The sequence below is a fragment of the Paenibacillus sp. RC84 genome (assembly GCF_041260495.1).
Classification (GTDB): domain Bacteria; phylum Bacillota; class Bacilli; order Paenibacillales; family NBRC-103111; genus Paenibacillus_F.
In genome coordinates this window covers 303,748-328,813 of sequence record NZ_JBGBYL010000003.1, presented here as the reverse complement: position 1 = coordinate 328,813, position 25,066 = coordinate 303,748, and the positions used below count along the sequence as shown (strand labels likewise).

Genomic DNA, 25,066 nt, shown 5'->3' with positions numbered 1-25,066 from the left:
AAGAAGGAAATGAACCGATGTATGTAGCTAATCGCTGGAACGACTATGAACTCCTGGACACCGGCGGAGGAGAAAAACTCGAACGCTGGGGTTCTTATGTATTGCGGCGTCCCGACCCGCAAATTATTTGGCCGCTGACGACCGAAACGGCAAACTGGAAGCAGGCCGAGGGGCATTACCGGCGCAGTTCTTCCGGAGGCGGCAACTGGGACTTCCGCCAGACCCTGCCGGAACGCTGGACGATCTCGTATGACAACAAACTCCGTTTTCATATTAAACCGACCGGATTCAAGCATACGGGCCTCTTCCCCGAGCAGGCCGCCAACTGGGACTGGATGATGGACAAGATAAGCAATGCCGGCCGTCCCATTAAAGTGTTGAATCTGTTCGCTTACACGGGCGGCGCCACTGTCGCCTGCGCCCACGCGGGCGCTTCGGTCGTCCATGTCGACGCGTCGAAAGGCGTTGTGCAGTGGGCGAAAGAAAACCTCGAGCTGTCCGGCCTCGCAGACCGCCATGTTCGATTCATTACGGACGACGTATTCAAATTCGTCCAGCGCGAGCAGCGCCGCGGCAACAAATACGACGCCATCATCATGGACCCTCCGTCCTACGGACGCGGACCGAACGGGGAAACCTGGAAGCTTGAGGACGATTTGTATCCGTTTATCGAGACGTGCATGACGATCTTATCGGACAACCCGCTGTTCCTGCTCGTCAATTCGTATACCACCGGCATCTCTTCCACGGTGCTCAAAAATATTTTGACCCTGGCGATGCACAAGCGTTACGGCGGACATATTACCGCAGGCGAAATCGGGCTTCCGATCACCGCAAGCGAGCTGACGCTGCCGTGCGGGATTCTCGGCCGCTGGGAGGCGTAAGCCATGGCGGGACCGAAGCATGCGGCGGACGGGGCGGCGATTCCCGTCCTCTACGAAGACAACCACGTGCTTGTCGTGGAGAAGCCCGTCAATATGCCGACGCAGGAGGACAGCTCGCGCGATCCCGATCTTCTGAGCGTGCTCAAGGAAGACCTGAAGCGCCGGCATCATAAGCCGGGCAACGTCTTCCTCGGGCTCGTGCACCGGCTGGACCGGCCTGTCGGCGGCGTCATGGTGTTTGCCAAAACGTCCAAGGCTGCTTCCCGCCTCTCCGACAGTGTGCGAACACGGACGTTCGACAAGACGTACGCGGCCGTCGTGCGGGGCAGACCCAAGGAGCCGCAGGGCTCCCTGCGGCACTGGCTGCTCAAGGATACGCGGACAAACACCGTATCCGTGGTCAAACCCGGCAAGGACGGCGCCAAAGAGGCGCTCCTTGACTACCGGGTGCTCGGCAGCGCCGAAGGGCTCAGCCTCGTCCTGGTGAAGCTGCACACGGGCAGGCCGCATCAGATCCGGGTACAGCTGGCGGCCATCGGCTGCCCTCTGTACGGGGATCAGCGGTACGGCGCCGGAGCGAACGAACCGGGCCAGCAGCTTGCTCTCTGGTCGGCCCGTTTGTCCTTCCCGCACCCGACGCAGCAGGAGACGCTGACCTTCCGGTCGGTGCCTCCCGAGCGTCACCCCTGGTTCTTGTGGCAGGAACTAGTTCGCAACCTTCCCGAGCAGATAAACGAGTAGCTGCTGATTGTGGGAGGAAATGCGGCTGAGATAAGCATCCAGCACTTCCTCACGGATCTGCAGCCCGCGCTCCCGCTCGGATTTTCCTTTGTCCGTCGCGTCGACCCATACGACGCGGCGGTCTTTTTCATCCCGGCTCCGGGTAATGAGTCCCGCCCGCTCCATGCGGTCCAGCAGAGTCGTCACGGCCGCCGGTGTCGTAGCCAAATATTCAATAAAATCGGAAGGCTTCATCGTGCCGTTCGCCGCAAGCAGCTCCAGCACGTGAAGCTGGCCTTCCGTTATCGTCGGTGCAAGCTGGTCTTCCATATTGGATTTGAGCTCCTTGGAAAGCTTCGTCCACAGTTTCGCAAATTCTACCGAATACAATTGCAATCACTCCTCCGATTCAAGGCTCATCCACTCTTCCATCCAAGTATATCACGTGTCCAATGGCGAAATATAGGTTAATGCCGTTAATACTTTAAGACAATAAGTCAGGCATTTCGCGTCTATTCGCTAAGTTACGGGCTCTGCCGGCGGAAAAGTTGTCCGAATTGCGAGAACCAGCGTCTGCGTCTTTAGCCTCGTTTTTGCGCTTCTCAATTCCTCTCCGGCGTTTCCGCTCCTTCCCCCGGCATCTTTTAAACGGTTAAATTCCCTGGTTTTCAATCTATCCCTCCGCTTATGCTCGCCTAACGTTTTGCACAAAATTCCGTCCACCTGCTTCTGCGCGATTTGGTAAGCACGGTCCGAATCGGACCGGATCGGGTCGATGACCGATGCCGCTATCCTGTTTCTTACTCCTTTTTCCTTTCAGTCCGCATCCCTTTCCTATTTCCACTCCTCTGCACGCTTCTCTTCCCCTGTTCTCTATAACGCGGCTGTCCTGCACATTTCTGGGCGGATGCACATACACTGTAAGTAAACGGTAGAAGGAGGGATTGCCCGTGCACATAAAAAAAAGCGCGCTGGGACAGCGCGCACTTGATCTTGGTTTATTGAAGGACCCGGGCTGGCTCGAACGTCTGGACGAACAAGTGCCTCTGTGGGTCGTACTGGAAATCGCTTTTCAGCTCATGGAAACGATGGATCCGCCTACCACCAGCTATGATTGATTTTTAATGGGAGATGTGTCACGCGTTCGGCGGACGTTTATCCAGGCTTGCGTTCTTAACAAGGGCGGCAATCCTTTCGCCTTTGGAAACCGGCACAAGCTGCTTTCCAATCGATTTACGGTCATCAAGCGGGGCCTGGTTGGTTTTGAAGACAGTTTTCTCTCCGCTGCTGTTCCAGGCAGTGATTTCGTAGTCCTGTTTGAAATAGAACATGCCGACCAGCTCGCTGCCGTTAGATTTCACGCGCTTGCCTTCCTTAAATTCAAACGTGCCGATACCCTTGCCTCCGCGTCCCTGCAGCGGGTAATCCACCAGCAGTGTACGTTTGGCATAGCCGAGATCGGAGATAACGAGCACCTCGCCCTCATCTCCGTATACCCAATCCGCCGCAACCACTTCATCGCCTTCCCGCAGCTGAAGCCCGCGGACTCCCGCCGCGGCGCGCCCCATCGGGTTGACTTCCTCCTCGCGGAAACGGATGCTCATCCCCTGCTTCGTCGCCAGCATGATATCCTTCGTTCCGTCGCTAAGCTGGACATGCAGGATCTCGTCGCCGGCTCCTACTTTACAAGCGACAATGCCGCTGGAGCGGTTCGTGTAATACTCCTTTAGGTCGGTCCGTTTGACCTGCCCTTTACGGGTAATGAAGACGAGCGATTTGCCTTCTTCGTTAAAATCTTTCACGGGGATCATGTCCACGATCCGGTCATCTTTCGCAATCGGAATAATGTTCACGATAGCGGTGCCGTTATCTTTCCATTTGTACTCCGGAATGAGATGGACGGGAAGAAGGAAATACTGCCCTTTGTTTGTGAAAATGAGCAGGCTTTCGATCGTGTTGACTTCCTTCAGATGGCGGAGATAATCGCCTTCCTTAAGTCCTGTGTTGTCGACCGCGCCGCCCGATCTTGTATAAGAGAGCATGCTTGTCCGTTTAATATACCCTTCGTTGGACAGCGTAACGAGAACATCCTCCGGCGTCACCATCACTTCCAGGTTAACCTTGATTTCCTCAACCTCGTTCTGGATATCCGACCGGCGCTCAATGCCGTACTTTGTGCGGATTTCGTTCATTTCGTCCTTGATCACGCCGAGTAGCTTCTTCATGCTTCCCAGAATGCCGCGCAGATGATTAATCGTCTTCTGCACGTCTTTCAGTTCTTTTTCCAGCGAAGTAATTTCCAGGTTCGTCAGCCTGTATAGCTGGAGTACCAGAATCGCATCGGCCTGGCGCTCCGTGAAACCAAACTGGGTGACGAGATTTTTCTGGGCATCGAGACGGTTTTTGGACGCTTTGATGGCCGCGATGACTTCGTCCAGAATGTTCAGCGCCTTGACAAGCCCTTCCAGAACATGCGCACGGTCTTCCGCCCTCTCGAGATCGTACTGGGAGCGGAACGTGACAACTTCCTTCTGGTGCTCAATGTAGGCCGACAGCATGTCTTTCAAACCGAGCTGCTTCGGCGTCTTGTTCACGATGGCCACCATATTGAAATTATAGGTGACCTGGAGATCGGTCTTTTTCAGCAGATAAGCCAGAATCCCCTGGGCGTCGGCTTCCTTCTTAAGCTCCACGACGATGCGCATGCCGTCTCTTCCGCTTTCGTCGCGGACTTCGGCAATGCCTTCGACTTTTTTCTCCAGACGGATATTTTCAATGGCGGTAACCAGTCTCGACTTCACGACTTGGTACGGAATTTCCGTCACCACAATCTGCTGCCGGCCCGCTTTGAGGTCCTGAATCTCCGTCTTGGAACGGACGTAAATGCGGCCCTTGCCCGTATTGTACGCATCCCGGATGCCTTCCTCGCCCATGATGATGCCCCCCGTCGGAAAATCGGGGCCTTTCATATGACGCATCAGCTCTTCCAGGCCGATGTCCGGCGCATCGATCAGCGCGGTACACGCATCGATAACTTCCCGAAGGTTATGGGGGGGAATCTCGGTCGCAAATCCGGACGATATCCCGCTTACGCCGTTAACCAGCAGGTTCGGATAGCGGGAAGGAAGAACAACGGGTTCTTTGGTCGTATTGTCGAAATTATCTTTGAAAAGCACGGTCCGCTTCTCGATATCGCGAAGCAGTTCCATCGCAATGGGCGATAGCCTTGCTTCGGTATACCGCATAGCGGCGGCCGGATCGTCGTCGATCGAACCCCAGTTGCCGTGGCCGTCGACGAGCACGTGACCCATTTTCCAAGGCTGCGCCATGCGCACCATACCCTCGTAAATAGGGCTGTCCCCGTGAGGGTGATAGTTACCCATGACATCCCCGACCGTCTTCGCCGACTTCCGGTACGGTTTGTCCGGAGTATTCCCGGAATCGTACATGGCATACAAGATGCGGCGCTGCACGGGCTTCAGTCCGTCACGGACATCGGGAATCGCCCGGTCTTGAATAATATATTTAGAGTAGCGGCCGAACCGGTCCCCTACTACTTCCTCCAGAAACGCGGGTAAAAACTGTTCCAAACTGCTCAACTCGGTTCACCTCTAGACGTTCAGTCACTCTTCGGATTCAGTAAAGTCTACATTTTCGATAATCCATCGTTTACGCGGGTCGACTTTGTCGCCCATCAGCGTCGATACCCGGCGCTCCGCCTTGGCCGCGTCCTCAATCTGCACTTGCAGCAAAGTGCGGCTTCCCGGGTCCATCGTCGTTTCCCACAACTGGTTCGGGTTCATTTCTCCCAGTCCTTTATAACGCTGCAGTTCGATGCCTTTGCCCAGCTCCTTATGGAGCGCCTGCAGTTGATCATCGGTCCAAGCGTAGTGGACCGCACTGTTTTTGCCTGCTTTCTTGGTCACTTTAAAAAGCGGCGGCTGCGCAATATAGACTTTGCCGTTATCTATTAAAGGTTTCATGTACCGGTAGAAAAACGTCAGGAGCAGCACCTGGATATGGGCGCCGTCCGTGTCGGCATCGGTCATGATAATGATTTTGCCGTAGTTGCTCTCCTCGAGGGCAAATTCGGAGCCGACTCCCGCGCCGATAGTCGCGATGATCGCCCTATATTCGTCGTTCTTGAGAATATCGGCGAGTTTCGCTTTCTCCGGGTTGAGCGGCTTCCCTTTCAGGGGCAGAATCGCCTGATGCTTCGAATCGCGGCCCTGCTTCGCGGAGCCTCCCGCGGAATCGCCTTCCACGATGAACAACTCGTTGCGGGCGTAATCTTTCGACTGCGCCGGCGTCAGCTTGCCTCCGAGATTGGAGCTTTCGCTGCGGCCTTTCTTGCCGCTGCGCACTTCCTCGCGCGCTTTGCGGGCCGCTTCACGGGCCTTGGCCGACTGGATCGCTTTTTTCAGCATGCTCTGGGCGATTTGCGGGTTTTCCTCCAGGAATACGGCCATTTTCTCCGACACGATAGCGTCTACGGCGCTTCTCGCCGATGCGCTGCCGAGCTGGTCTTTCGTCTGGCCGACGAATTCGACCTCGCCCATCTTGATGTTGATTACCGCCATCATGCCTTCCCGCAGGTCGGTTCCGTCGAGATTTTTTTCTTTTTCCTTCAAAATGGCGGTTTTGCGGGCATATTCGTTCATCGCTCGCGTATAGGCGATTTTAAAGCCGGTTTCATGGGTCCCGCCGCCGCGTGTCGGAATCGAGTTCACGAACGAAGCGATCGTTTCCGTGTAGCCGTCGTTATACTGGAGCGCGACTTCCACCTCGATGTCGTCCTTCTCGGATGCGAAGTGGATCACGTCGTGCATGACCGATTTGCCCTCGTTGAGGAACTTGACGAACTCGCTCGCTCCGCCGTCGTATTTGAACGTTTCGGCCTGGTCCGTGCGCTCGTCTTTCAGAATGACCTCCAGCCCGGAGTTCAGAAAAGCGATTTCCTGAAGCCGTTCGGCGAGAGTATCGTAGCTGATTGCAATGCCGTTCTGGAAAACGCGGCGGTCCGGCTTGAAGGTAACGCGCGTACCTGTTTTGTTCGTGGTCCCCGTCACCTCTAGTCCGGTTCTCGGTTCCCCTACATGCTCCACGCCCTTCTCGTCGACCCAATATTCGAAACGCTGTTTATGTATCTTGCCGTCTCGAAAGATCGTGACTTCCAGCCACTCGGACAGAGCGTTCGTTACGGAAGCGCCGACGCCGTGAAGGCCGCCGGACTTCTTGTACCCGCCGCCGCCGAATTTTCCTCCGGCATGAAGAATCGTAAATACAACCTGCGGCGTCGGTATGCCGGTCTTGTGCATGCCGGTCGGGATGCCCCGGCCGTTATCCTGTACGGTGACGGATCCGTCTTTATGAAGCGTCACGTCAATTTTGGAACCATGCTTCGCGAGGTGTTCATCGACCGCGTTATCGACGATTTCCCAAACCAGATGATGCAGGCCCGAAGTACTTGTGCTGCCGATGTACATGCCCGGCCTTTTGCGGACAGCCGTCAGCCCCTCCAGTACCTGAATCGCATCGGCATCGTATTCCGCCGGCTGGTTCGGTTGATTCGTCATCATCTCTAGCTGCTCGGTCATCGAAGCGCCTCCTTCTTTCCTTTTTCCATTCCCGAACGGGTTCATACGTTAATTTAAAATATCTTTACGGGTAAATACCCCAAACGAAACAAAAAGTGAGATCACAGCCCAGACCGACAGAACGGCCAGCGAAAACCCGAGGCTCATGCCTTTAATCGGAGGCAGCGCGCCCGTCATGTAATCGGTCAGCTTCAGATTCACCATAAACAAATACTTGGCCGCTTCCCAAGAGGATACCATATTGGTCAGAATCGTGCCGGAAATAAGCACGGCCAGCATAATTCCCATTCCGGCCGCCGTCGAACGGATGAGCACGGATAACATCAGGGAAAGAATGGCGACCACTATGCCGACAAACCAGACAAGTCCGGTTTCCATCAGCAGGTATTTCCACTGGTCGATGGCATGGACCCCGCTAAGATCCACGTCTCCTCCGCTCGTCTTGAAGCCGACAAACACCGGCATGTTCCATCCCCCGTACCCGAAAACAAGCCCGGATATGAGATAACTGAGCGCAGCGGTTGACAAAACAACGAGCGAAACGAACAGGATCAGCGTGATCAACTTGCTCATTAGGATTTTCCATCGCTTTACGGGTCTTGTCAACAACAATTTGATGGTGCCGCCCGAATGCTCGGATGAAATGATATCCGCCGCGATGACCATAATGATGAGCGGAATGAACAGCGAGATGGAGTTATTCAGAAATTCTCTGGTGAAAGTGACACCGTTGGGAGATTGCGGATTAATATCATGATCCAGATAATACTGGGATATTTTTATTTGTGCCCGCCTGAACTCTTTCCATTCCTCCGGAACGCGGGCGGAGCTGAGACTCCGCTGGTAATCCACGATTTTCTGACGTTCCGAAGCTCTCCAATCCGTCGTGCCGAATTGCTTGATTGTATTCTGGGAGACACGCATCTGTGCATAAGTAAACATGGGAATGAGAGCGAGCAGGATCAGGATGACCACGAGAAAACGCCGTTTTTTCACCATTTTGATGCTTTCGTTCTGGACTAGCGCCGCCAAGTTACCCAATTTTCTCACCCTCCGTCAGACTCAGGAACAGATCCTCCAGTGTCGGATGTTTCATTTCGATAGCGTAGATCCGGATTCCTGCATCCACCAGACCGCGATTTATTTCCGGAATCCGCTCTTCGCTCAGCTGTGTGACAATCGTTCCCGCCCTCTCCCCCGCATGAAGCGAAGATAATACGGCAGGCTCGTCTTCCTCAGCTGACAGCTCTTCTCGCCGGCCGAGCACCGAGACTCCCTGCTGCCTGCCCAGCCATGCTTCCGCTTCGTCAACCGGATCAACGGACCAGAGAACCGTACTGCCGGACTGCACGATCAGCTCGTCCACTTCCCCGACCGCAATCACCTGCCCTTTGCTGATAATGGCGACGCGGTCGCAGAGCTGCTGAATTTCGCTGAGCAGGTGGCTGGATACGAACAGGCTCAGCCCGCCTTTGGCAAGTTTGCGGATAAAAATCCGCATCTCCTTGATTCCTTGCGGGTCCAAGCCGTTGGTTGGCTCGTCCAGAATGAGCAGCTTGGGCCTTGCCAGAAGAGCCTGGGCGATCCCGAGACGCTGGCGCATGCCGAGCGAGTAGGTTTTCACCTTATCGTGGATGCGCGCATCCATTCCTACCAGCTCGACGACTTCCTTGATCCTCTCCTCGCCGGTATCGGGGAGCATCCGTGCGAAGTGCTCCAGGTTCTCCCAGCCCGTCAAATAGCCGTAAAGTTCAGGATTCTCCACGATACAACCTACGTACCGCATCGCTTCGTTGTGCTGCTTCTGGACATCGAAGCCGCAGATCGTCACTACTCCCGAAGACGGCTTAATGAGATCCACGAGCATCCGGATCGTCGTCGTTTTGCCGGAGCCGTTGGGCCCCAGAAATCCGAAAATTTCGCCGCCGTACACATCGAATGAAATGCCCTTGATAATTTCCTTGCCGCGGATGCTTTTTCGGACATCCCTCACAGACAGCACCAGTTCCCGGTCACCAGCCACAGTTACTCCCCCTGTCATTTCAAAATTTGCGCCATCCGGCTTGCGATCCGCTCGTACCCGTCCTGATTCGGATGAAAATGATCCGTAAACAAATATTTGTTCAAATTCTGTTCGAACAAATCGTAAGTGGGCACGAAAACGGCATTCGGAAACTTGTTCGTCAGCGCGAAAGCCCCGTCGTTAAACTTCTGCACGATCAGGGAACCGGCTTTCTTCGGATCAAGATCCAAAAAAGGATGATACAGCCCCACGTACATCACTTTCGCATCCGGATTCGCCTTGTTGATATTCGTCAGAATCTTGTCGAGATTCGCAAGAGTAGGCTCAACGCGTTTGGCAGCCGCTTCCGGATTGAAGCCCTGGTCATTGTTCGTGAAAATGTCGCTGCCGCTCTGGAAGATATCGTTGCCGCCTATCGTAAGCAAAATAAGATCCGCCTGCTTCAGCGCATCTGTCGTCTTCTTGCCGTCCCATTCCTTAAGCAGCGCATCGGTGGTGGCGCCGGGAATAGCCAGATTATTCAGCACGTAAACGGGTTTGCCTGTCTGTTCCTCCAGCTTTTCCCGGAATCGTCCCACATATCCTTTGCCCGTACCGTCTCCGGTGCCCGCCGTAAGCGAATCGCCCAGGGATACGAGCTGAATTTTATTTTTCCGGTCCAGTTCGTTCACGGCCGGCGTTTCTTTCGGAGCCGCTGTCAACTGCCCCCCGCCGGAACCCGGAGACAGGACATCCTTGACCGCATATCCGAAGCCTCCGGCAAACAGAAGCGTGGAAATCAGGCCGGTCGTGCCGACAACAAACCATAACGTTCGCGATTTCATAGGTATAGAGGCCCCCTCGTCTTGTCCGTTTGTTCCTACTTAAAAGAGTATCCGTTCGTTCGTCTATTTGCAAATGGGGGAGCGGACAGGATCAAGCTGCGAACTTACATGATTTCTCTATTATAGAACACACGTTCTCTGATTTCAAAGGATATTTCGATCCCTCATGAACTACCCCTGGAAATGTTTTGAAAAATATGGTAATTTGATAAAAGTTTATTTCATTTTTTATGTCTGATAGTAAAGGAAGAACCCATTTATGCGTCTCGTAAAAGTACGGAACCGATTGACGGGCTTGTTGATGCTGGCTTTGCTGACAGGCGGCTGCTCCGCTCCAACTGTTTCGCCCCCGTCCGAAAGCCCTTCCCCGTCCCCTTATGCAGCAGGCCCGGAACAATTGATTGTGGAGCCGGCCGATCTTTTCGCGGGAGACGCCGCCAAATTCAGCCCTTTCCTCGGCAGCTATGCGGGCAGTGTAATTGTGCGCTACAAAGGCGTCAAAAAGCAGTTGAGTGTTTCCTACAAGGTATGGGAAAACGGGAAGACATCCGAGACTCTGGTCTCTCAAATTTCGCTGCCTATGGGAGGCAGTAATGGAGATACGCAAAAGGACTACAACGGAGAGTTCATCGTTTCGGTTCATCAGGATACAGACGATAAAGATGCGGACGTCCTTCAATCCTATACCGTCACGGTCAGCCTTAAGGACTCGGGAGGCTCTTCGACTTCAAGCTTTAACGTACCCGTGAACCGCAAGCACTTTACCCATTCCCATCTGTTAAAACTCTATGAGAAAATTACGATTCCCGACTCCACCCCGACTGCCGTCTGGGGATTTGCGGCTTCGGACGCCGATGCCGTCACGTTTACTTCCGGAAAATCGCCGGAGGAGGAAGCCTCAAAAGCGCCCTACGCTTTTGTGATGTACCTTACCCTGGAGTAAGCGCGTCACGCTCACGCCGGAAAAAGAAAATCACGCCCGTTTGGACGTGATTTTCTTGACCGGACCCTAGCCGTTCATCGGAACGCTGCCGGGCGAGGCTGGTTTGCTTTTGCCAGGCTTTAATGCGCGTGCCGCTTTGCGGTACAGAACGGCGGCCAGCAGCGAGCCTAGCAAAGCGCTCAGGAAGCTGAGCAGCACATATAGATTGTAAGCCGCCATACCGCCCGGCGCGGAAATTTTCAGCTTAAACGCCGTTAGAATCAGCGGGTGCATCAAATAAATGCCGAACGAGTAGGAGCCGAGCGGCAGCAGCCATTTCGCGGCGGCCGGCAGTTTGTCCAGCAGCCATTTGCCGGCTCCGAGCAGGACCACAGAGATAGAAGTCGCGTAGAACAGCATGGCGATCACATACCAGGTATTCTCGAACATCCGGTTATCGTACCGGTTAAGCAGGAACATCTCCACGTACGTTCCGCCGGACACCAGCATAACGAGCAGGGCCCACGATACGACGCTTTTCATTTTTTGACGGAAGAAATCGTAATAGAGTCCTATAAACCCGCCCGTCAGGAAGAAACTGAAATAGGTCGGCGCCAGCGAAGGGAAATGATCGATAACCGCTACCAAATGGTTATAGGAATAGAAGCCCAACTGGATCAAAATACCGAGCGGAACCATCGAAAGACGGAACCATTTATACTTGGCGAGGAACATCAGCACCGGAAAAATCACATAAAACTGCAGGATAATGATCATAAAATAAAGATGATACCCCGTATCCGCCCACTGAATGTCCCCCAGAAACTCCCTCGCGTCCAGCTCTACGGGCTGTCCGGAAATCCAGGGGTTGTATATATAATAAAAAAGAGACCAGATCAGATAAGGGACGACAACGCTCCATAACCGGCGTTTGTAAAATTGCACGGCCGTCTTCACGCTCCAGCTTCCCGAATACCGGTAGAACAGGACAAGTCCGCTGATCAGAATGAAGACAGGTACCGCAAATTGGCAGGCGCGATTAAGGGTGAACAAAATGATCTGGGACAAACTTCCCTCGTCCGGAACGACCTGCCCTTCCCACGGATACACGGCCGCTTCGGTTGTCGAGTGGATGAGTACGACGGCCATAATGGCTACAGCACGCACGATGTCCATTTCAAAAATTTTCAGTTTACTCGTTTTTGTAGTTATCTGGCGGTTCAAACAAATCCTCCTTCACTCGTGTTCCATCCAATTAATTACCCTATCACGATTTGACCCTTTCTGTCGAGAGAGAACGGTTAACATTCTTTCCCTCCAACAGCATTCGCTGGTATGGCTCATCCATTCTTACCCTCAAACAAAAAGAACTCCCGGAGGAGTTCCCTTGATTCATCTTCATGCGTGCAGGCCCGTTAAATCGCATCCTGCAAAAATTTATATTGAGCCTGAATCAGCCCGTAATAAATGCCCTGATGCCTCATCAGCTCGTCGTGATCGCCGGTTTCCATAATTGTCCCGTGATCGAGAACGATAATCTTATCCGCACCGCGGATCGTGGACAACCGGTGGGCCACCATGAAGGAAGTTCGGCCTTTTAAGAGCGTTTTTAACGCTTCCTGGATACGCAGCTCCGTCTCGGTGTCGATGCTTGCGGTTGCTTCGTCCAGAATGAGGATAGAAGGGTCCGCGAGCAGCGCCCGGGCGAACGAGATCAGCTGCCGCTGCCCCATCGAGAGCGCGTTCCCCCGTTCCTGAACCTCCGTATCGTAGCCGAAGGGCAGCTTCAGGATGAAGTCATGCGCATGAACCGCTTTGGCGGCCGCTTCGATCTCTTCATCCGTCGCGTCGAGCCGCCCGAAACGGATATTGTCGCGGATCGTTCCCGAGAAAATGAACGTATCCTGCAGGACGATCCCAATCTGGGACCGCAGACTTTGCAGCTTAACATCGCGTATATCCTTCCCGTCAATACGTACGCGGCCTTCCGTCGGATCATAAAAGCGGCAGAGCAGGTTAATGATGGTGCTCTTGCCCGAACCCGTATGACCGACAAGAGCAATGCTCTGCCCCGGCTGAACGTCCACATTGATATGGTTCAGGGCGGTACGGCCTTTCTCATATTCGAATACGATATTCTCGAAGCTGACCTGCCCCCGGATCGGCGGAAGTTCGGCAGCGTTTTCTTTCTCGCCGACGGTCGGCTGCTCATCCATAAATTCGAAGATGCGCTCAGCCGAAGCCATGGCCACGAGAAGCTGCGAATACATTTGGACCATCCGGTTGATCGGCTCCCAGAAGTTCCCGATGTAGCTTGCGAAAGCAACCAGGAGACCGACCGTAATTTCCCCGGACTGAATCAGGCTCGCTCCGTACCAGAACAGGATAAAATACCCGATCGCGCCCGTAATCTCAATGATCGGCCCGAAGCTCTGGTTCAGCTTGGAAGCCCGGTTCCACGCTTGTTTGTTGTCCTCATTCATCTGTTCGAAGAAGCGGATATTTTCCTTCTCCTGCGTATATGCCTGCGTGACCCGGATTCCCTGAATACACTCGTTGAGATGGGCGTTCAGACGGGACTGCTTGATATTAACCGTCTGCCACGAGCGTCTGACCCGTTTGCGAAGCTGGGACGAAACGATAAACATGAGCGGAACCGTAATAATAATCGCGGCTCCCAGCTTGAAGTTGATCGTCAGCAGAATAATCACGATCCCGACAAGCTGGACACAGTCGATCATCATGTTGACAACACCGTTCGTGAACAAGTCCTGAAGAGAGTTCACGTAGTTCGTTACACGCACGAGCACCGAACCCGCCGGCCGCTTATCGAAAAATTCGAAGGACAGCCGCTGAATGTGCCGGAACAGGTCGTGCCTGAGGTCGTAAATCACGCGTTGGCCGATTACACTCGTATACTTGATGCGGTATTTATTCGCCAGCCACTGGATGATGTACACCCCGAGCATTAAAGCGACCATGCCGAATAAAAATTTAGCGTCCCCGCCGACATGAAGCGACGAATCGATCGTCGTACTGATGATAAGCGGGATCGACAGCTTCGTTACCGCTCCGACGATCATCATGACGATTACGATCGGAATAATCTGCTTGCTGTAAGGCTTCATGTAAACGGCAAGTCGTTTAAACTGCCCCCAGTCAAACGATTTCTCTAGCATCTCGTCGTCTTGGTAGACGAACCGTTCGCCGCTCCCGGTTCCTTTGCCGTTCACTTTCTCTTCGGACTGCCGCTGCCGGTTACTCATGGACTGCCGCCCTCCTTTGCTGCGCATCCGCCGCTCCCGCGACATCGGGATGATCCGAATATTGGATGCGGTACGTTTCCAGATAAGGGCCTTCCTGACGGATCAGCTCCGAGTGAGTCCCTCTTTGCACGACGCGCCCTTTATCCAGCACGATAATTTCGTCGGCGTGTTTGAGTGAAGAAATACGGTGGGCGATAATAAACGTTGTCCTGCCCCGCATCACTTCCTTGAATCCCGCCTGGATTTCCTGTTCCGTCTCCATATCGACCGCGCTGGTCGCATCGTCCAGAATAAGAATTTTAGGATCTTTAATCAGAGCGCGAGCGATGGCGATTCTCTGTTTTTGTCCGCCCGAGAGGCCCATTCCCCGCTCACCCACGACCGTGTCGTAGCCAAGGGGCATCTCCATAATAAAATCATGCGCTTTCACAAGCTTGGCGGCGCGGATAATCTCGTCCATCGTAACGTCTTTGCGCCCGTACGCGATGTTGCCCTTGATCGTCGAGGAGAACAGGAACGTTTCCTGGAAAACCGTCGCGATCTGGCTTCGGAGACTTTCCAGCCGGATGTCTTTAATATCCATTCCATCCAGTGTGATCTGTCCGGTTTTCACGTTGTATGCCCGCATGAGCAGGGAAATAATCGTCGATTTCCCGGACCCCGTTCCGCCCAGAAAACCGATGACGGTTCCGGGAGGCGCGTTCAGACTGAGATCATGGATAGCCGCCTCCGCATCCGGATAAGCGAAAGTCACCCGGTCGAAGCAAAAATGCCCTTTTACGGTATCGGGGTTCAGTTCGACTGCATGCTCCCCGTCCTTCACATGAACGTACTGATGGAGAATTTCGAGAATTTTCTCACCCGACGCTTTGGATTGCGTATAGTTATTAATGTGAAACCCGATTCCCCACATAGGCCCGATGATATACCAGACGAGGCTGAAAAAAGCGACGAGTTCTCCCACGGACAGCGATCCGAGGATCACCATGTAACCGCCCACACCGAGCAGAATAACGGCACTCAGGTTCGCGATCAGCTCCATCACCGGGAAATACTTGGACCAGATCTCCGAGGTAATGACGTTGTTCGCCCGGTATTCCTCGTTGCGGAGCGTAAATTTCTCGACTTCGTAAGGTTCACGGGCAAAAGATTTCACCGTCCGCACCCCTGTGATATTTTCCTGCACAGCCGTCGTCATATTGCTCATGGAAGCCCTGAGCGAACGAAAGGCCGGATGGATTTTTCCTTCAAAACGAATGGCCGCAAAAGCCAGAAAAGGCATCGTCAGCATCGTCAGAAGCGTCAGTTTCCAGCTGATCGAGAACATCATGACCATTCCGAAAAGAACCATCAAAAACACGTTCAGAATTTGCGCGAAACCGAAGCCGATGAAATTCCGGATCGCTTCAAGATCGGCCGTAAGACGGGACATCAGATCCCCTGTTCGGGCTTTGTCGTAGTACTGGAAAGACAAGTACTGGAGCTTCTCATACATCGCTTCCCGCATGTTATACGCGACCCGGTTGCCGAGCCGCCCCCCGCTGAACCCGTGCAGAAACTGGAACAGCGCTTTCACCGCAATCACCCCTACTACGAATAGAGCCAGTACAGGGACCTGATCGTAGCGCTTCACCGCGATAACGTCATCAATGAGATAACGCAGCAGGTTCGGGTACACAAGCCCTAAGGCCGTCGTGCAGATCAAGCAAAAAATAGAAGCGAAAAGCAGCTTCCGTTCGGGCCAATAAAACCGTTTGAGCCCCTTAAAGACTTCCATAGCATCCTCCTGGACATGGGCCAAGTTCACCGAATTTTGAGCAAGGCTTTACCTAGCAAACCTTAATGAATCTTAACACCATCCCCGTAGGGCGGCAACGAGTGGAAAGAGGCTGAATTCCCCTTAACCCTTCATTTGTTCACGATTTAGACACCTGAGAGTTGCTATCCTTGTAAATCATCAAATTTCCCATCAATGAAAGCGGTATCATAACAAACCTAACTAAACCCGGATTTTTCTCTAATTCGTCTTTAAATGCGTGCCGTTCCTTCTCCTTTTTGCTTAAAAAAAGAAAGACCTCCACCCGAAATTCGATGAAGGTCTTTTTCTCTTACGACATGGCCGAGGCGGACCGAAGACGGCAGAAGCTCTCTGACCGTCCAATGCGCCTGCCTCAAGGCCGGTTTGCCTGCTTGCGATACAGCGCGGCAAGAAAAATCCTGCCCGGAGAAGGACAGGACGGCCGTCGCAGTCGTACACCCCGTAACGCCCGACCCGGCGTATACGGACAAACCGGCCTCCTCCGTTCCCTGAAAGAGCAGAGCCGCGCTGAGGCAGGGCTCCATTAAACAGTTGCCTGCTTCAATCGATAGCAGCCAAAGACGCCGGGCGATCCCGTTTCCTTTTAATGCCCGGCTGAAGCTTCTCCGCTCCGCGACGGAATCCATTTGGCGATTTCGTCGCGCTTCGAAGCCAGCACGCCGATGTCCGTCCGCATTTGGAGCGCGTCTCTCATGCCTTCCAGATGCTCGCGGTAGCTCTCAAGATGTCTTTCTTCCAGCACCGCGAACGTATCCGACAGATGTCCCGCATACAATTCCTTCAGCATAGCTACGGCGCTTTCTACGAACCGAGCGACCGGATCGTTCAGTCTGCCCTCAAGCTCCGTCCTCAGCTTGCTTTTTCCTTCGCCTTCGAAGAAATACTTGGCGTTCTTGAAATGAGCGGCAAGCACTTTGTCCGTTACATCGGGAGCTTCCAGAGGCAGCTTGTTATCCGGCGTGTCGAAAGAAACGGATTCGTACGCTTCGAATTCGTAGCTCTCCAGCAGTTTGCGGAGTCCGGTTCCCCACGATTCGTAAGTCCCTTTCGCAAGCTTGTTCAGAAACTGCTCGATCCGCAGACTGGTCGCCAGCACTTCCTGCTGAAGATCGAATTCGATCATCCGAAGGAGGTCGCGCCAGCTTTCGCGCAGGGCGGCTTTGGGGTCCCCGCCCCCTTCCCGGAAGGAAGCCGGATTGAAGGAGGCGTTGTACAGCTCGCCGAACCGGTACATCGTCCGCTGCTTCACGTAATAGAGCAGCTCCTGGATTTCCTTGGCCAGTTCACGCTGCACAGGCGCAGGGTCCGTATCCTTCAGGAGACGGACGGCCGCTTCCTCCGCACGCTCCAGCGCCTGTAAACGCGCTTTGCGAGCCTCTTCACCCTGCTGCGCTCCTTCGATGCGCTCCTGGAGAACATGCAGCGCCCGTTCAAGCTCCTGGTCGGCGGAGCGCAGCGAAATATCCGTCAGCTCCTCCAGCGTGAAGCGGATAAAGTCCCTTTCGAACGGAACAATACCGGAAGCCTCCAGCTTCTTGTCGTCCCGGGACAGCTTCCCTTCGGCGGCGAGATGGCTCGACACCGGGTAAATCCTCGGATGACGGATTCCATGCTGAAGCAGATTCGTTTCAATGTGGCGGACAACGCCCTGCAGCTCTTCCTCGCTTGCGGCCAAATCCGCGGCATTGACGAGAAAGAACATTTTATCGAGTTCAAAACTGTCTTTAACCCTTCCGAGCTGCAGCAAAAACTCACGGTCCGCCTGGGAAAAGGCATGGTTATAGTAGGTCACGAACAAAATCGCGTCCGCGTTCTTGATATAGTCGAAAGCGACGCCCGTGTGGCGCGCATTGATCGAATCCGCTCCCGGCGTGTCCACGAACACGATTCCCTGCTCCGTGAGCGGCGTGGAATAATGCAGCTCGATGTACTCGACGAAGCACGACTTGGATTCTTCCGCCACATAGCCGGCGAATGCATCCTCTCCGACTCTCTGCTGCGTTCCGAGAAGCGGGGCGGCATCGGGCCAGCCTTTGGCAACCGCTTTGAGGAACGTAAAGTGCGGCTTGCCCTTGGCCGTCACGCTTTCCGGGGTAAGCCCGCGGATTGCGGCCAGCGCCTCTTCCATGGCGGATGCCCGGACGCCCAGCACATCCAGGGAGAACAGCACGTCCTGGAGCATCACTTCCGCCGACTTCATCTGCACCTTGGCCGTTCCATGCGGCCAATCGGCCGTAGGCGGCACGATTTTGTTAATCGCCGCCGTCGTCGGATTCGGCGACACGGGCAGTACGCGCTTGCCGATCAGCGCGTTGGTGAAGGACGACTTCCCGGCACTGAAAGCGCCGAACAAGGCGACCGTGAACGTCTTATGACGCAGACGTTCGGCCTTCTCGCGCAGCGAGCGCACAATCGATCTCATCGACGGCATATCGCCGAGGAGATCCGCCGCTGCCGCGAGATCCTGCGCGCGGCGCTCCGCGCGCTTCGCGCCGAGCTGCAGCCCGCCCTCGGCCGCTTCCGTGGCGCCGGACGCGGCGTTGCCGCCCGCCGGGGCTGCGGACGCGACAGCCGGAGCGTTCTGCGGCGCAGCGGCCGTGCCGCTTTCCCCGTCCTCGAGGCTGTCGCGATCCCCCGGCGCGGTATGCGCCGCACGCAGGATCGTCTCCATCTCGGACGTGTGCAGCACCCCGCGCAGCTTCCCGCTTTCTTCGCCGCGGTAGGCGGCAAGATCCGGCAGCTCGTACGCCTTCGCGTGCGGCCAGGAGGCCAGCGCACGCAGAGACTCCTCGCGGGCCGCCTCCTCGCGCTCGAAGCGATTCAGCTCGCGCAGGGCGCCGAGCCGCTCTTCCAGCTGCCGCAGATCGGGCGCCAGCTCGGAATCGAGCCGGACCGAGCAGCTGCCGGCAAGGCCGGCGAGCCGGTCGATCATCGCGAGCGCCGAGCGGCGCGCGGCCGTTTTCAGCTCCGCGGCCGTCTGGCGCATATACGTCATCGTGTATTCGTTTCCGAACACGGCTTCCGTGTTGACCTGCGAAGCGAGCCACGGAGACGTGATTTCCACGCTGAACGCGTCGATATCGGCCAGCAGTTTCTCGTCGGTCATGCCGATGCCGCTGTATGCTCTGCGAAGCGCATCCCTCAGATGCCAGTCCATCTGGGCGTGAACCTGCTCGGCGTAATCCTCGCGGAATACGTCCAGACGCCGCTCCACCTCCGCGGCCGTCTTTGCGGCCGCTCCGAAGAAGCCGACCTTGAAGCCCGGCTTCCGGCTAAGCAAATATTCATGCGCTTTGTCGCGGGTTAGCGCGGGCGTTACATTCGCGTTGTCGATGATCGCCGCAATCTCTTTCCTCAGCGAGTCCGTCAGCTGGCCGGGCAGCGACTGCGCTTCGTTCAGGCGGCGTGTCAGCTCCTCGTACTCGGCCAGTACCCCGGCCGACTCCTCTTCGTCCACACGCTCTCGCAGGACCGCTTTCTGCGGCTCGCTTTGTTCCCTCAGCCACTGGATATGCTCGCCGATCAGATGATCCGCCGCCGCGTCCACACTCGCTTCGCGAAGCTCCAACTGCATGCCGATCAATCGGGACAGCAGCCATTTGAGCTTGCCGGACTCGTTGCGGGGATGGTCCGGCTGCTTCATCGTCACGAAGAACATCCCGTCCGGGTAAATGCCCCAGCTGCGGAATGCTTCCAGTGCGCTTTCTTTGTACGTGTCGAAAGAAAGTTCTTCTTCCCGGTGTTTATCGATTTGGTTCACGATCAGATAAAGCGGCTTGCCGCGCTCTTTCATCTGTTTCGTGAAAGCCAGGTTTACTTCCGATTGAACATGGTTATAGTCCATGACATAGAAAACCGCATCGGCCAGATGCAGCGCCGACTCCGTAGCCATGTGGTGAGCCCCGTCCGTGGAATCGATTCCGGGAGTATCCAGAAGCACGGCGTGCTCTCCGAGAAAAGGCAGCGGATACGAAATACGAACTTCCTCGATATCCGTCCCGTTAACGCAGTAAGCGTCCAGTTCGCTCAGCGGAATCCGACGTATTCTCGCCTCTTCCTCGCCTTCACTCCTCTGAACGACTTCCGCCCCTTCTTCCCCGCTCTCGATGCTTACGATATTCGCGCTCGTCGGAATCGGGCTGGAAGGCAGAAGCCGGTGCCCGCATAACGTATTGATCAATGTGGATTTGCCCGCCGAGAAATGTCCGCAGAACGCGAGGACGGTTTTCTCGCCGCCGAGCTTGTCTTCCAGTTGAATCAGCTTGCGTACCCGCGCACCGTCGCCGGCCCCCTTCATTTCTTCCCGAAGGCGGTCGAATGCGCGGAGAACCTCGTCCTTTCTTTGCTCCATAAGTACATTCATTGAGTTTCTAATCTCCTTCTAATCTCCCATGCCATTGATATCGGTTTAAGTGTAATCCCGGGTGTTCCGGAAGTCAATTTCTGTTTATACGCAAAAACCCGTCCGTCGCGCACGGAAAACAACGCCGAAATATCGGCGTGTCCCTGGCGGACAGACGGGTAACCTGCTTGGAAGCCCGGTTGGAGCGGAGCTGAGCGGTTTAGGAAACCACGGCGCTCTCTTTTTCTTCCGGAAGGAAGATTTCAAAAACGTCGCCGTGTTGAAGGATGGTAATGTCGCCTTCTTTCACTTTCATGACAACCACTTCCGGTTTCGTTCTCATTTTTTCGAGATAGTTTTCAGGCACTTCGCCGGATTCGCTGACGATAACGCCTTGAATTTCTTTTTCTTCATTTTCGGAGAGCGGTGTGTTCATGATTGTCTCGTACAAATCGGAAAATAGTTCAAAATCTTTCGTGTAAACAGCTATGCATTTCATTTCTACTCATCCCTCACTACACATTCTTTTTAACTAGTTTTGCTTACTTTCTTGATTTTCATACGTTTTTTTCCTTCCGGGCAGATATCAAGCAGCGGACAAATATCGCATTTCGGCGACTGCGCCTTGCAGTGGTACCTTCCGAAAAAAATAAGCCGGTGATGCGTCAAGGTCCATTCCTCGCGAGGCACTTTTCGCATCAATTTCTTCTCGACTTCGAGTACGGAGTCGTCTTTGCCCGCCAGCCCAAGCCGCTTCGACACCCGCTCCACGTGAGTATCAACGGCGATTGCGGGGACCCCGAAAGCATTGGAGACGACTACGTTAGCCGTTTTACGGCCTACACCGGGCAGTTCAACCAGTTGTTCGTGCGTGGTCGGAATCTGGCCGTCGTAGCGTTCGAGAACGAGTTGACACAGCTTCTGAATGTTCTTCGCCTTGTTGCGGTACAAACCGATGCGTCGGATGTCCTGCTCAAGCTCCTCCAGAGGGACGGCTAAATAATCTTCCGGCGTCTTATATTTTTGAAACAGCGTCTGGGTGACTTTATTCACGGTTTCATCTGTACACTGGGCGGAAAGAAGCACCGCAATGGTTAACTCGAACGGATTCGAATGGTTCAATTCGCAGTGCGCGTCTGGAAACATTTCACCAATCGTGTCCAAAATGTGCCTTACCTTCTGATTCATGAGTACCTCTTCTTCAATTCCCCGTTTTCCTTTTACAAGTGTAGCGGAATGTTTGTCAGGTTGCAATGGAAGGATGCAAACAAATGCGAACATTTTTCAAAAAGTTTTGGACAAAGAAAAAACCGCCCTCACGGAGAGGACGGTCAGGCAATCCTTACTTTTCCATTTCGATGATTTTGTTATCTACGATGTAAACCGTTACCGTTTCCCCTTTGTTGAAAGAGGACGCGGTGAGGGTTTCGGAGCCTTTGTGATAGTAGGCGCTGCGGTGGATATTGTAGCGCTCGGTAGAGCCGCTCGCATCAAACTGGATTTGGTTCACCGCGTACTCGTAGCTGTTGAACGTCTTGGTCATCGCAGCGGCTAACTGTACGTTGATTTTTCCGTTCGACTGCTTAATCACTTGGACGCGATCTCCGGCTTTTATCGCATTCAGGCCGATCAGGGTTGTCCCGTTCTTAACCACTGCATCCGTGCCGATGGTGTAAAGCTGGATTTTGCCCGTAGGCTCCTGAATGGTCAGCGTGCCGTTGACGGAATCCACATTCGTCACTTTTCCGCGGGACGGGCTTACGATCTCCGCTTTCACGACGCTTCCGCCTTTATACGTCACGTACAGATAATCATCCGGCAAAATGTCCGTGGCTGTCGCGGACGTACCGTCGCTTCTGACAACTTTGGTGTCTTTCAGCGTAAACGTCACGCCGTTGTTAAGCTCGTCTACGGCCGTAACCTGCTGGGAGCTGTTTACATACTGAACCTTCACGAGCGTGGAACGGTCGACGACTACCTTCGTAACGCCCGCTTGACTGTAATCGAGAGATGCCGTTACCAGATCCCCGATTTTAAGATCCGCGAGGGTTGCGCCGCTTTTGTTCGGAATTTCTACGGCCGGCGAGTACATTTTGAATGTAAACGACTGTCCGTTGTTTGCACGGATCGACATTTCGTTAGCTACCGTGTTGATTTGCGTGATCGTGCCGCTGACGTCAAGGGAAAGCTGAATCGCCGTCACCTTGTTCTTCGATACTTTCAGGTCGACTTTCTTGCCCTCCGTGAAGAGAGAAGCGAAGCCCGGATAGTTCTTAAACGACATCGACGTACCGCCGTATGTAACGACCGTATTATCCGAGATCGTGTACGCACCCGGCGTCCCGTCCGCATGCTGAACGTTCAGCTGATTGTATTTCGAATCGAAACGGATAAACGTAGCGAACAAAAGATTGGAAATCGAGCGGTTCGTCACGGTGATTTTCACGATCTGGTCGTTCGCGATATCCATCGACATCTCGTCATTCTCATCCAGGTCATACAGGCTTGGCGAGCCTACACCGTCGATCACCACTTGTACGTTGGCGGATAGTTTGCTGGCGCCGAAGCTGCCGTCCGTTTCCTTGTAGAAGATACCCGTTTTATCCCCGCTCAGGCTGGAAAAAGTACCTTTAACCGTTTTGCTGACGCCGGTTCTTGTTTTGACTTTGACCTGCGTGATTTGGCTGTTCTCGATCGTGTAGGAGATGGCGTCTCCCGCTTTGATTGCGGTTTTGTCCACGAGGCGGTTATCCGCATCTACGATCGTCGGATTTTTGGCCAATGTGTACGACTCCGATTGTCCGCTCGTCAAGTCCACGACCGCTACGGTGTCTCCGTTCACGCTCTGAACCGTACCTTCGGACGTTTTGTTCACGGGCACTTCACGGACGACGACTTGGCCGTATTCCTTGCTTCCCGTGATGGAGTTGCGGCGGAGTTCCAGCTTGCTGCCCACGACGAGCGAAGACAGGCTGATTTCCTGGCCTTTGGCATCAAGCACCAAAGCTCCGCTGCCGATTTCGTACGCTTCGAAATTGTCCAGCGTAAGCTTGCGGTCCTTCACGTTAAGCAGCGTTCCCTTAACCTTCTCGGAGCGGTCTTCGTCTTTGAGGACCTCGGCATAATAAGCCGTTCCGCCCTGTTGAACGAGGGAAACCTGGTACGTATACGCGAGCTCCGAAGAATTGATCGGATTGTCGTTTTTGTTTCCGTAGAAAACGGACTCCGGTGTCAATTTGTAAGAAGTGGTTTTCCCCTTCTCGTCGAAGATGCTGATTTTATCCGCGCTGACATGATTCACGTAACCGCGAACGACACGGGTCGACAAGTTCTTGCTGTGACGCTCGGCCCTGCTGAGGAACGTAGCCATCTGCGCGCGGGTGACTTCCCCTTTCGGACGGAAGGTTCCGTCCTCGAAGCCGTCTACGATTCCCAGAACGGTTGCCGCGCTAATGTAAGGCTTAGCCCAACCGGAAATGTTCTTCAGATCGGTAAACGCCGGTGTGTCGTCCGTGAGACCGTTAGCCGTTTCCTGCTGTCCGATCGCCCGGATCGTCAGCTTCGCCACCCATTCGCGGGAAGCGGGCTTGCTGCCCCAGTTTTTCGAGCCGTCCTTTTCTTCATCCACGGAAATCAGCTTCTTCTCAATCGCGGCCGCTACATATTTCTGAGCGTAAGTGTCCACTTTCAGCGGGAGATTGTAAGACGTATTCTCACTGATGCTGGATTCAAGTCCCAGTGTGCGGACGGCCATAATAATGACATCCTGCTGGGAGACGGAAGCCTCCGGACGGTAATTGCCTTTCTCATCGCCCTCAACAATACCTTCAAGCGCGAGTTTAGTAATATGTCTCAGAGCCCAGTGAGTGTTCACCACGTCCGGAAAATTCTTTTTAAGCTCCGCTGCAAGGGCAGCTTGTGTCGATGTCGAAGTGTCGGTCGTCTTGTTGTCCGCATAAGCCGGACTTAAAGAAATGCTGGAGGCGATCAAAGCGCCTGCCAGCAACATTGCGGTTTTATTCGTTTTCATACTTGCCCGTGTTCTCCTCTCGATTGCACGTTCTCTCTTTATTTGCGTTTAATCGGGTAAGGCAGATCCATATGGCCCATCAGGGATTCCACCTGTCCGCCGTCTTTCGTAATGTAGATGGCTTTCACTTCCGGGAACTGGAACACCGTTTTCTTCAGGGCATCCAGGAAAAACTGTTCCCCGCCGGAGCCGAGCTGTGCGCCTTCGCCCAATTTCAGGTCGAGCTTGAGCTCGTCCTTCTCGAACTTAACCGACTGGAACGTCACGTCTTTAAAAAGCGGTACGGCTTGGGCATCGTCGCTTTTCTTCAAAGCTTCCAGGGCCGATTTATACTTGTCCCCTTCGGTTTTATAAGAAATTTTGACGTTCTTCTCTACCAGCTTCGTAAGATCCGGATCGCTGTAATAAGCTTTAATCTCAGTTTGTTTAGCCTCCGGTGAAGGAGATGGTGACGGCTTTACGGAAGTAGTCGGCTCAGGTGAAGGGCTGACGGTTTGCACCGGCGCCGGTGTGGAACCTCCGTTATTGCTTGCCAGAGGCTGCTGCTTCTGGCCGCAGCCTGAAGCGACCGCCAACACCAGAGAGCCTACCACGATTCCCTGTACCCATAGTTTTTTCTTCATGCTACACCCACTCCTT

General features: G+C 54.3%; 19 protein-coding genes. 4 read left to right on the top strand and 15 right to left on the bottom strand.

Translation table 11 applies throughout. The features are described from left to right. Positions 1-17 precede the first annotated feature (17 nt). Together ABH899_RS08815 and ABH899_RS08810 are read left to right on the top strand one after the other, a co-directional pair. A complete protein-coding gene (locus ABH899_RS08815; protein ID WP_369995637.1) occupies positions 18-884 on the top strand; it encodes a class I SAM-dependent methyltransferase in 867 nt (288 codons plus the stop codon). 3 nt (positions 885-887) lie between these two features. Beyond that, positions 888-1,625: an RluA family pseudouridine synthase gene (locus ABH899_RS08810; RefSeq protein ID WP_009675565.1), complete on the top strand. Its 738-nt coding sequence runs from the start codon at positions 888-890 to the stop codon at positions 1,623-1,625. Here ABH899_RS08810 and ABH899_RS08805 read toward each other — a convergent pair. Continuing rightward, a complete protein-coding gene (locus ABH899_RS08805) occupies positions 1,590-1,994 on the bottom strand; it encodes a MarR family winged helix-turn-helix transcriptional regulator (RefSeq protein WP_009675620.1) in 405 nt (134 codons plus the stop codon). The genes ABH899_RS08810 and ABH899_RS08805 overlap by 36 nt on opposite strands. Before the next feature lie 560 nt (positions 1,995-2,554). Here ABH899_RS08805 and ABH899_RS08800 point away from each other — a divergent pair. Then, positions 2,555-2,722, top strand: coding sequence for a hypothetical protein (locus tag ABH899_RS08800; protein ID WP_009675479.1), 168 nt, complete (start codon positions 2,555-2,557; stop codon positions 2,720-2,722). Between the two features lie 18 nt (positions 2,723-2,740). Here the strand turns inward: ABH899_RS08800 and gyrA are convergent, their stop codons facing one another. Genes gyrA through ABH899_RS08775 form a run of 5 tightly spaced genes read right to left on the bottom strand, consistent with a single transcriptional unit; the run spans position 2,741 to position 10,048 of the window. Further along, the gene (gyrA, locus tag ABH899_RS08795; RefSeq protein ID WP_369995635.1) at positions 2,741-5,203 is read right to left on the bottom strand and encodes a DNA gyrase subunit A; all 2,463 of its coding nucleotides are present in this window, start codon (positions 5,201-5,203) and stop codon (positions 2,741-2,743) included. A gap of 24 nt (positions 5,204-5,227) precedes the next feature. Beyond that, positions 5,228-7,201, bottom strand: a complete 1,974-nt coding sequence (gene parE / locus ABH899_RS08790) for a DNA topoisomerase IV subunit B (protein WP_369995634.1) — start codon at positions 7,199-7,201, stop codon at positions 5,228-5,230. A 48-nt stretch (positions 7,202-7,249) separates the two neighbouring features. Beyond that, complete coding sequence (locus tag ABH899_RS08785) at positions 7,250-8,242, bottom strand: ABC transporter permease (RefSeq protein WP_009675515.1); 993 nt, start codon at positions 8,240-8,242, stop codon at positions 7,250-7,252. Further along, entirely contained in the window at positions 8,235-9,242 is a 1,008-nt protein-coding gene (locus tag ABH899_RS08780; RefSeq protein ID WP_369995633.1) for an ABC transporter ATP-binding protein, read from the bottom strand. The genes ABH899_RS08785 and ABH899_RS08780 overlap by 8 nt, the downstream gene beginning before the upstream one ends. Continuing rightward, positions 9,239-10,048 (bottom strand): GDSL-type esterase/lipase family protein, encoded by an 810-nt coding sequence (locus ABH899_RS08775; protein ID WP_009675526.1) that lies wholly within the window; start codon positions 10,046-10,048, stop codon positions 9,239-9,241. The genes ABH899_RS08780 and ABH899_RS08775 overlap by 4 nt, the downstream gene beginning before the upstream one ends. A gap of 259 nt (positions 10,049-10,307) precedes the next feature. On the opposite strand from ABH899_RS08775, the gene ABH899_RS08770 reads away from it, so the two are divergent. Further along, positions 10,308-10,991 carry a hypothetical protein gene (locus ABH899_RS08770; RefSeq protein WP_369995631.1) on the top strand — a complete coding sequence of 228 codons (684 nt, stop codon included), beginning with the start codon at positions 10,308-10,310 and terminating at the stop codon, positions 10,989-10,991. A gap of 66 nt (positions 10,992-11,057) precedes the next feature. On the opposite strand, the gene ABH899_RS08765 is transcribed toward ABH899_RS08770, so the two are convergent. The 9 genes from ABH899_RS08765 to ABH899_RS08725 form a co-directional block, all read right to left on the bottom strand. Beyond that, the gene (locus tag ABH899_RS08765) at positions 11,058-12,194 is read right to left on the bottom strand and encodes an acyltransferase (protein ID WP_369995630.1); all 1,137 of its coding nucleotides are present in this window, start codon (positions 12,192-12,194) and stop codon (positions 11,058-11,060) included. A 191-nt stretch (positions 12,195-12,385) separates the two neighbouring features. Next, the gene (locus ABH899_RS08760) at positions 12,386-14,236 is read right to left on the bottom strand and encodes an ABC transporter ATP-binding protein (RefSeq protein WP_369995628.1); all 1,851 of its coding nucleotides are present in this window, start codon (positions 14,234-14,236) and stop codon (positions 12,386-12,388) included. Then, positions 14,229-16,013, bottom strand: a complete 1,785-nt coding sequence (locus ABH899_RS08755; protein WP_369995626.1) for an ABC transporter ATP-binding protein — start codon at positions 16,011-16,013, stop codon at positions 14,229-14,231. The genes ABH899_RS08760 and ABH899_RS08755 overlap by 8 nt, the downstream gene beginning before the upstream one ends. A gap of 251 nt (positions 16,014-16,264) precedes the next feature. Continuing rightward, positions 16,265-16,681 (bottom strand): hypothetical protein, encoded by a 417-nt coding sequence (locus ABH899_RS08750; protein ID WP_369995624.1) that lies wholly within the window; start codon positions 16,679-16,681, stop codon positions 16,265-16,267. Next, positions 16,639-20,418 (bottom strand): dynamin family protein, encoded by a 3,780-nt coding sequence (locus ABH899_RS08745; RefSeq protein ID WP_369995621.1) that lies wholly within the window; start codon positions 20,416-20,418, stop codon positions 16,639-16,641. Before ABH899_RS08745 ends, ABH899_RS08750 begins: the two co-directional genes overlap by 43 nt. Positions 20,419-20,617: 199 nt before the next feature. Next, entirely contained in the window at positions 20,618-20,896 is a 279-nt protein-coding gene (locus tag ABH899_RS08740; protein ID WP_009675599.1) for a hypothetical protein, read from the bottom strand. Between the two features lie 29 nt (positions 20,897-20,925). Next, positions 20,926-21,585 (bottom strand): endonuclease III, encoded by a 660-nt coding sequence (gene nth / locus ABH899_RS08735; protein ID WP_016424000.1) that lies wholly within the window; start codon positions 21,583-21,585, stop codon positions 20,926-20,928. A gap of 154 nt (positions 21,586-21,739) precedes the next feature. Continuing rightward, positions 21,740-24,427 carry an S-layer homology domain-containing protein gene (locus ABH899_RS08730; protein WP_369995617.1) on the bottom strand — a complete coding sequence of 896 codons (2,688 nt, stop codon included), beginning with the start codon at positions 24,425-24,427 and terminating at the stop codon, positions 21,740-21,742. A 38-nt stretch (positions 24,428-24,465) separates the two neighbouring features. After that, positions 24,466-25,050 carry a GerMN domain-containing protein gene (locus ABH899_RS08725; protein WP_009675537.1) on the bottom strand — a complete coding sequence of 195 codons (585 nt, stop codon included), beginning with the start codon at positions 25,048-25,050 and terminating at the stop codon, positions 24,466-24,468. Positions 25,051-25,066: the final 16 nt, after the last annotated feature.

What these genes read in the sequence shown, in the direction of transcription:
- parE (WP_369995634.1), bottom strand. Translation starts at nt 7,201, where the DNA reads ATGACCGAGCAGCTAGAGATGATGACGAATCAACCGAACCAGCCGGCG.
- ABH899_RS08745 (WP_369995621.1), bottom strand. Translation starts at nt 20,418, where the DNA reads ATGAATGTACTTATGGAGCAAAGAAAGGACGAGGTTCTCCGCGCATTC.
- ABH899_RS08770 (WP_369995631.1), top strand. Translation starts at nt 10,308, where the DNA reads ATGCGTCTCGTAAAAGTACGGAACCGATTGACGGGCTTGTTGATGCTG.
- ABH899_RS08815 (WP_369995637.1), top strand. Translation starts at nt 18, where the DNA reads ATGTATGTAGCTAATCGCTGGAACGACTATGAACTCCTGGACACCGGC.
- ABH899_RS08750 (WP_369995624.1), bottom strand. Translation starts at nt 16,681, where the DNA reads ATGGATTCCGTCGCGGAGCGGAGAAGCTTCAGCCGGGCATTAAAAGGA.
- nth (WP_016424000.1), bottom strand. Translation starts at nt 21,585, where the DNA reads ATGAATCAGAAGGTAAGGCACATTTTGGACACGATTGGTGAAATGTTT.
- ABH899_RS08755 (WP_369995626.1), bottom strand. Translation starts at nt 16,013, where the DNA reads ATGGAAGTCTTTAAGGGGCTCAAACGGTTTTATTGGCCCGAACGGAAG.
- ABH899_RS08730 (WP_369995617.1), bottom strand. Translation starts at nt 24,427, where the DNA reads ATGAAAACGAATAAAACCGCAATGTTGCTGGCAGGCGCTTTGATCGCC.
- ABH899_RS08740 (WP_009675599.1), bottom strand. Translation starts at nt 20,896, where the DNA reads ATGAAATGCATAGCTGTTTACACGAAAGATTTTGAACTATTTTCCGAT.
- ABH899_RS08810 (WP_009675565.1), top strand. Translation starts at nt 888, where the DNA reads ATGGCGGGACCGAAGCATGCGGCGGACGGGGCGGCGATTCCCGTCCTC.
- ABH899_RS08780 (WP_369995633.1), bottom strand. Translation starts at nt 9,242, where the DNA reads ATGACAGGGGGAGTAACTGTGGCTGGTGACCGGGAACTGGTGCTGTCT.
- ABH899_RS08760 (WP_369995628.1), bottom strand. Translation starts at nt 14,236, where the DNA reads ATGAGTAACCGGCAGCGGCAGTCCGAAGAGAAAGTGAACGGCAAAGGA.
- ABH899_RS08725 (WP_009675537.1), bottom strand. Translation starts at nt 25,050, where the DNA reads ATGAAGAAAAAACTATGGGTACAGGGAATCGTGGTAGGCTCTCTGGTG.
- ABH899_RS08775 (WP_009675526.1), bottom strand. Translation starts at nt 10,048, where the DNA reads ATGAAATCGCGAACGTTATGGTTTGTTGTCGGCACGACCGGCCTGATT.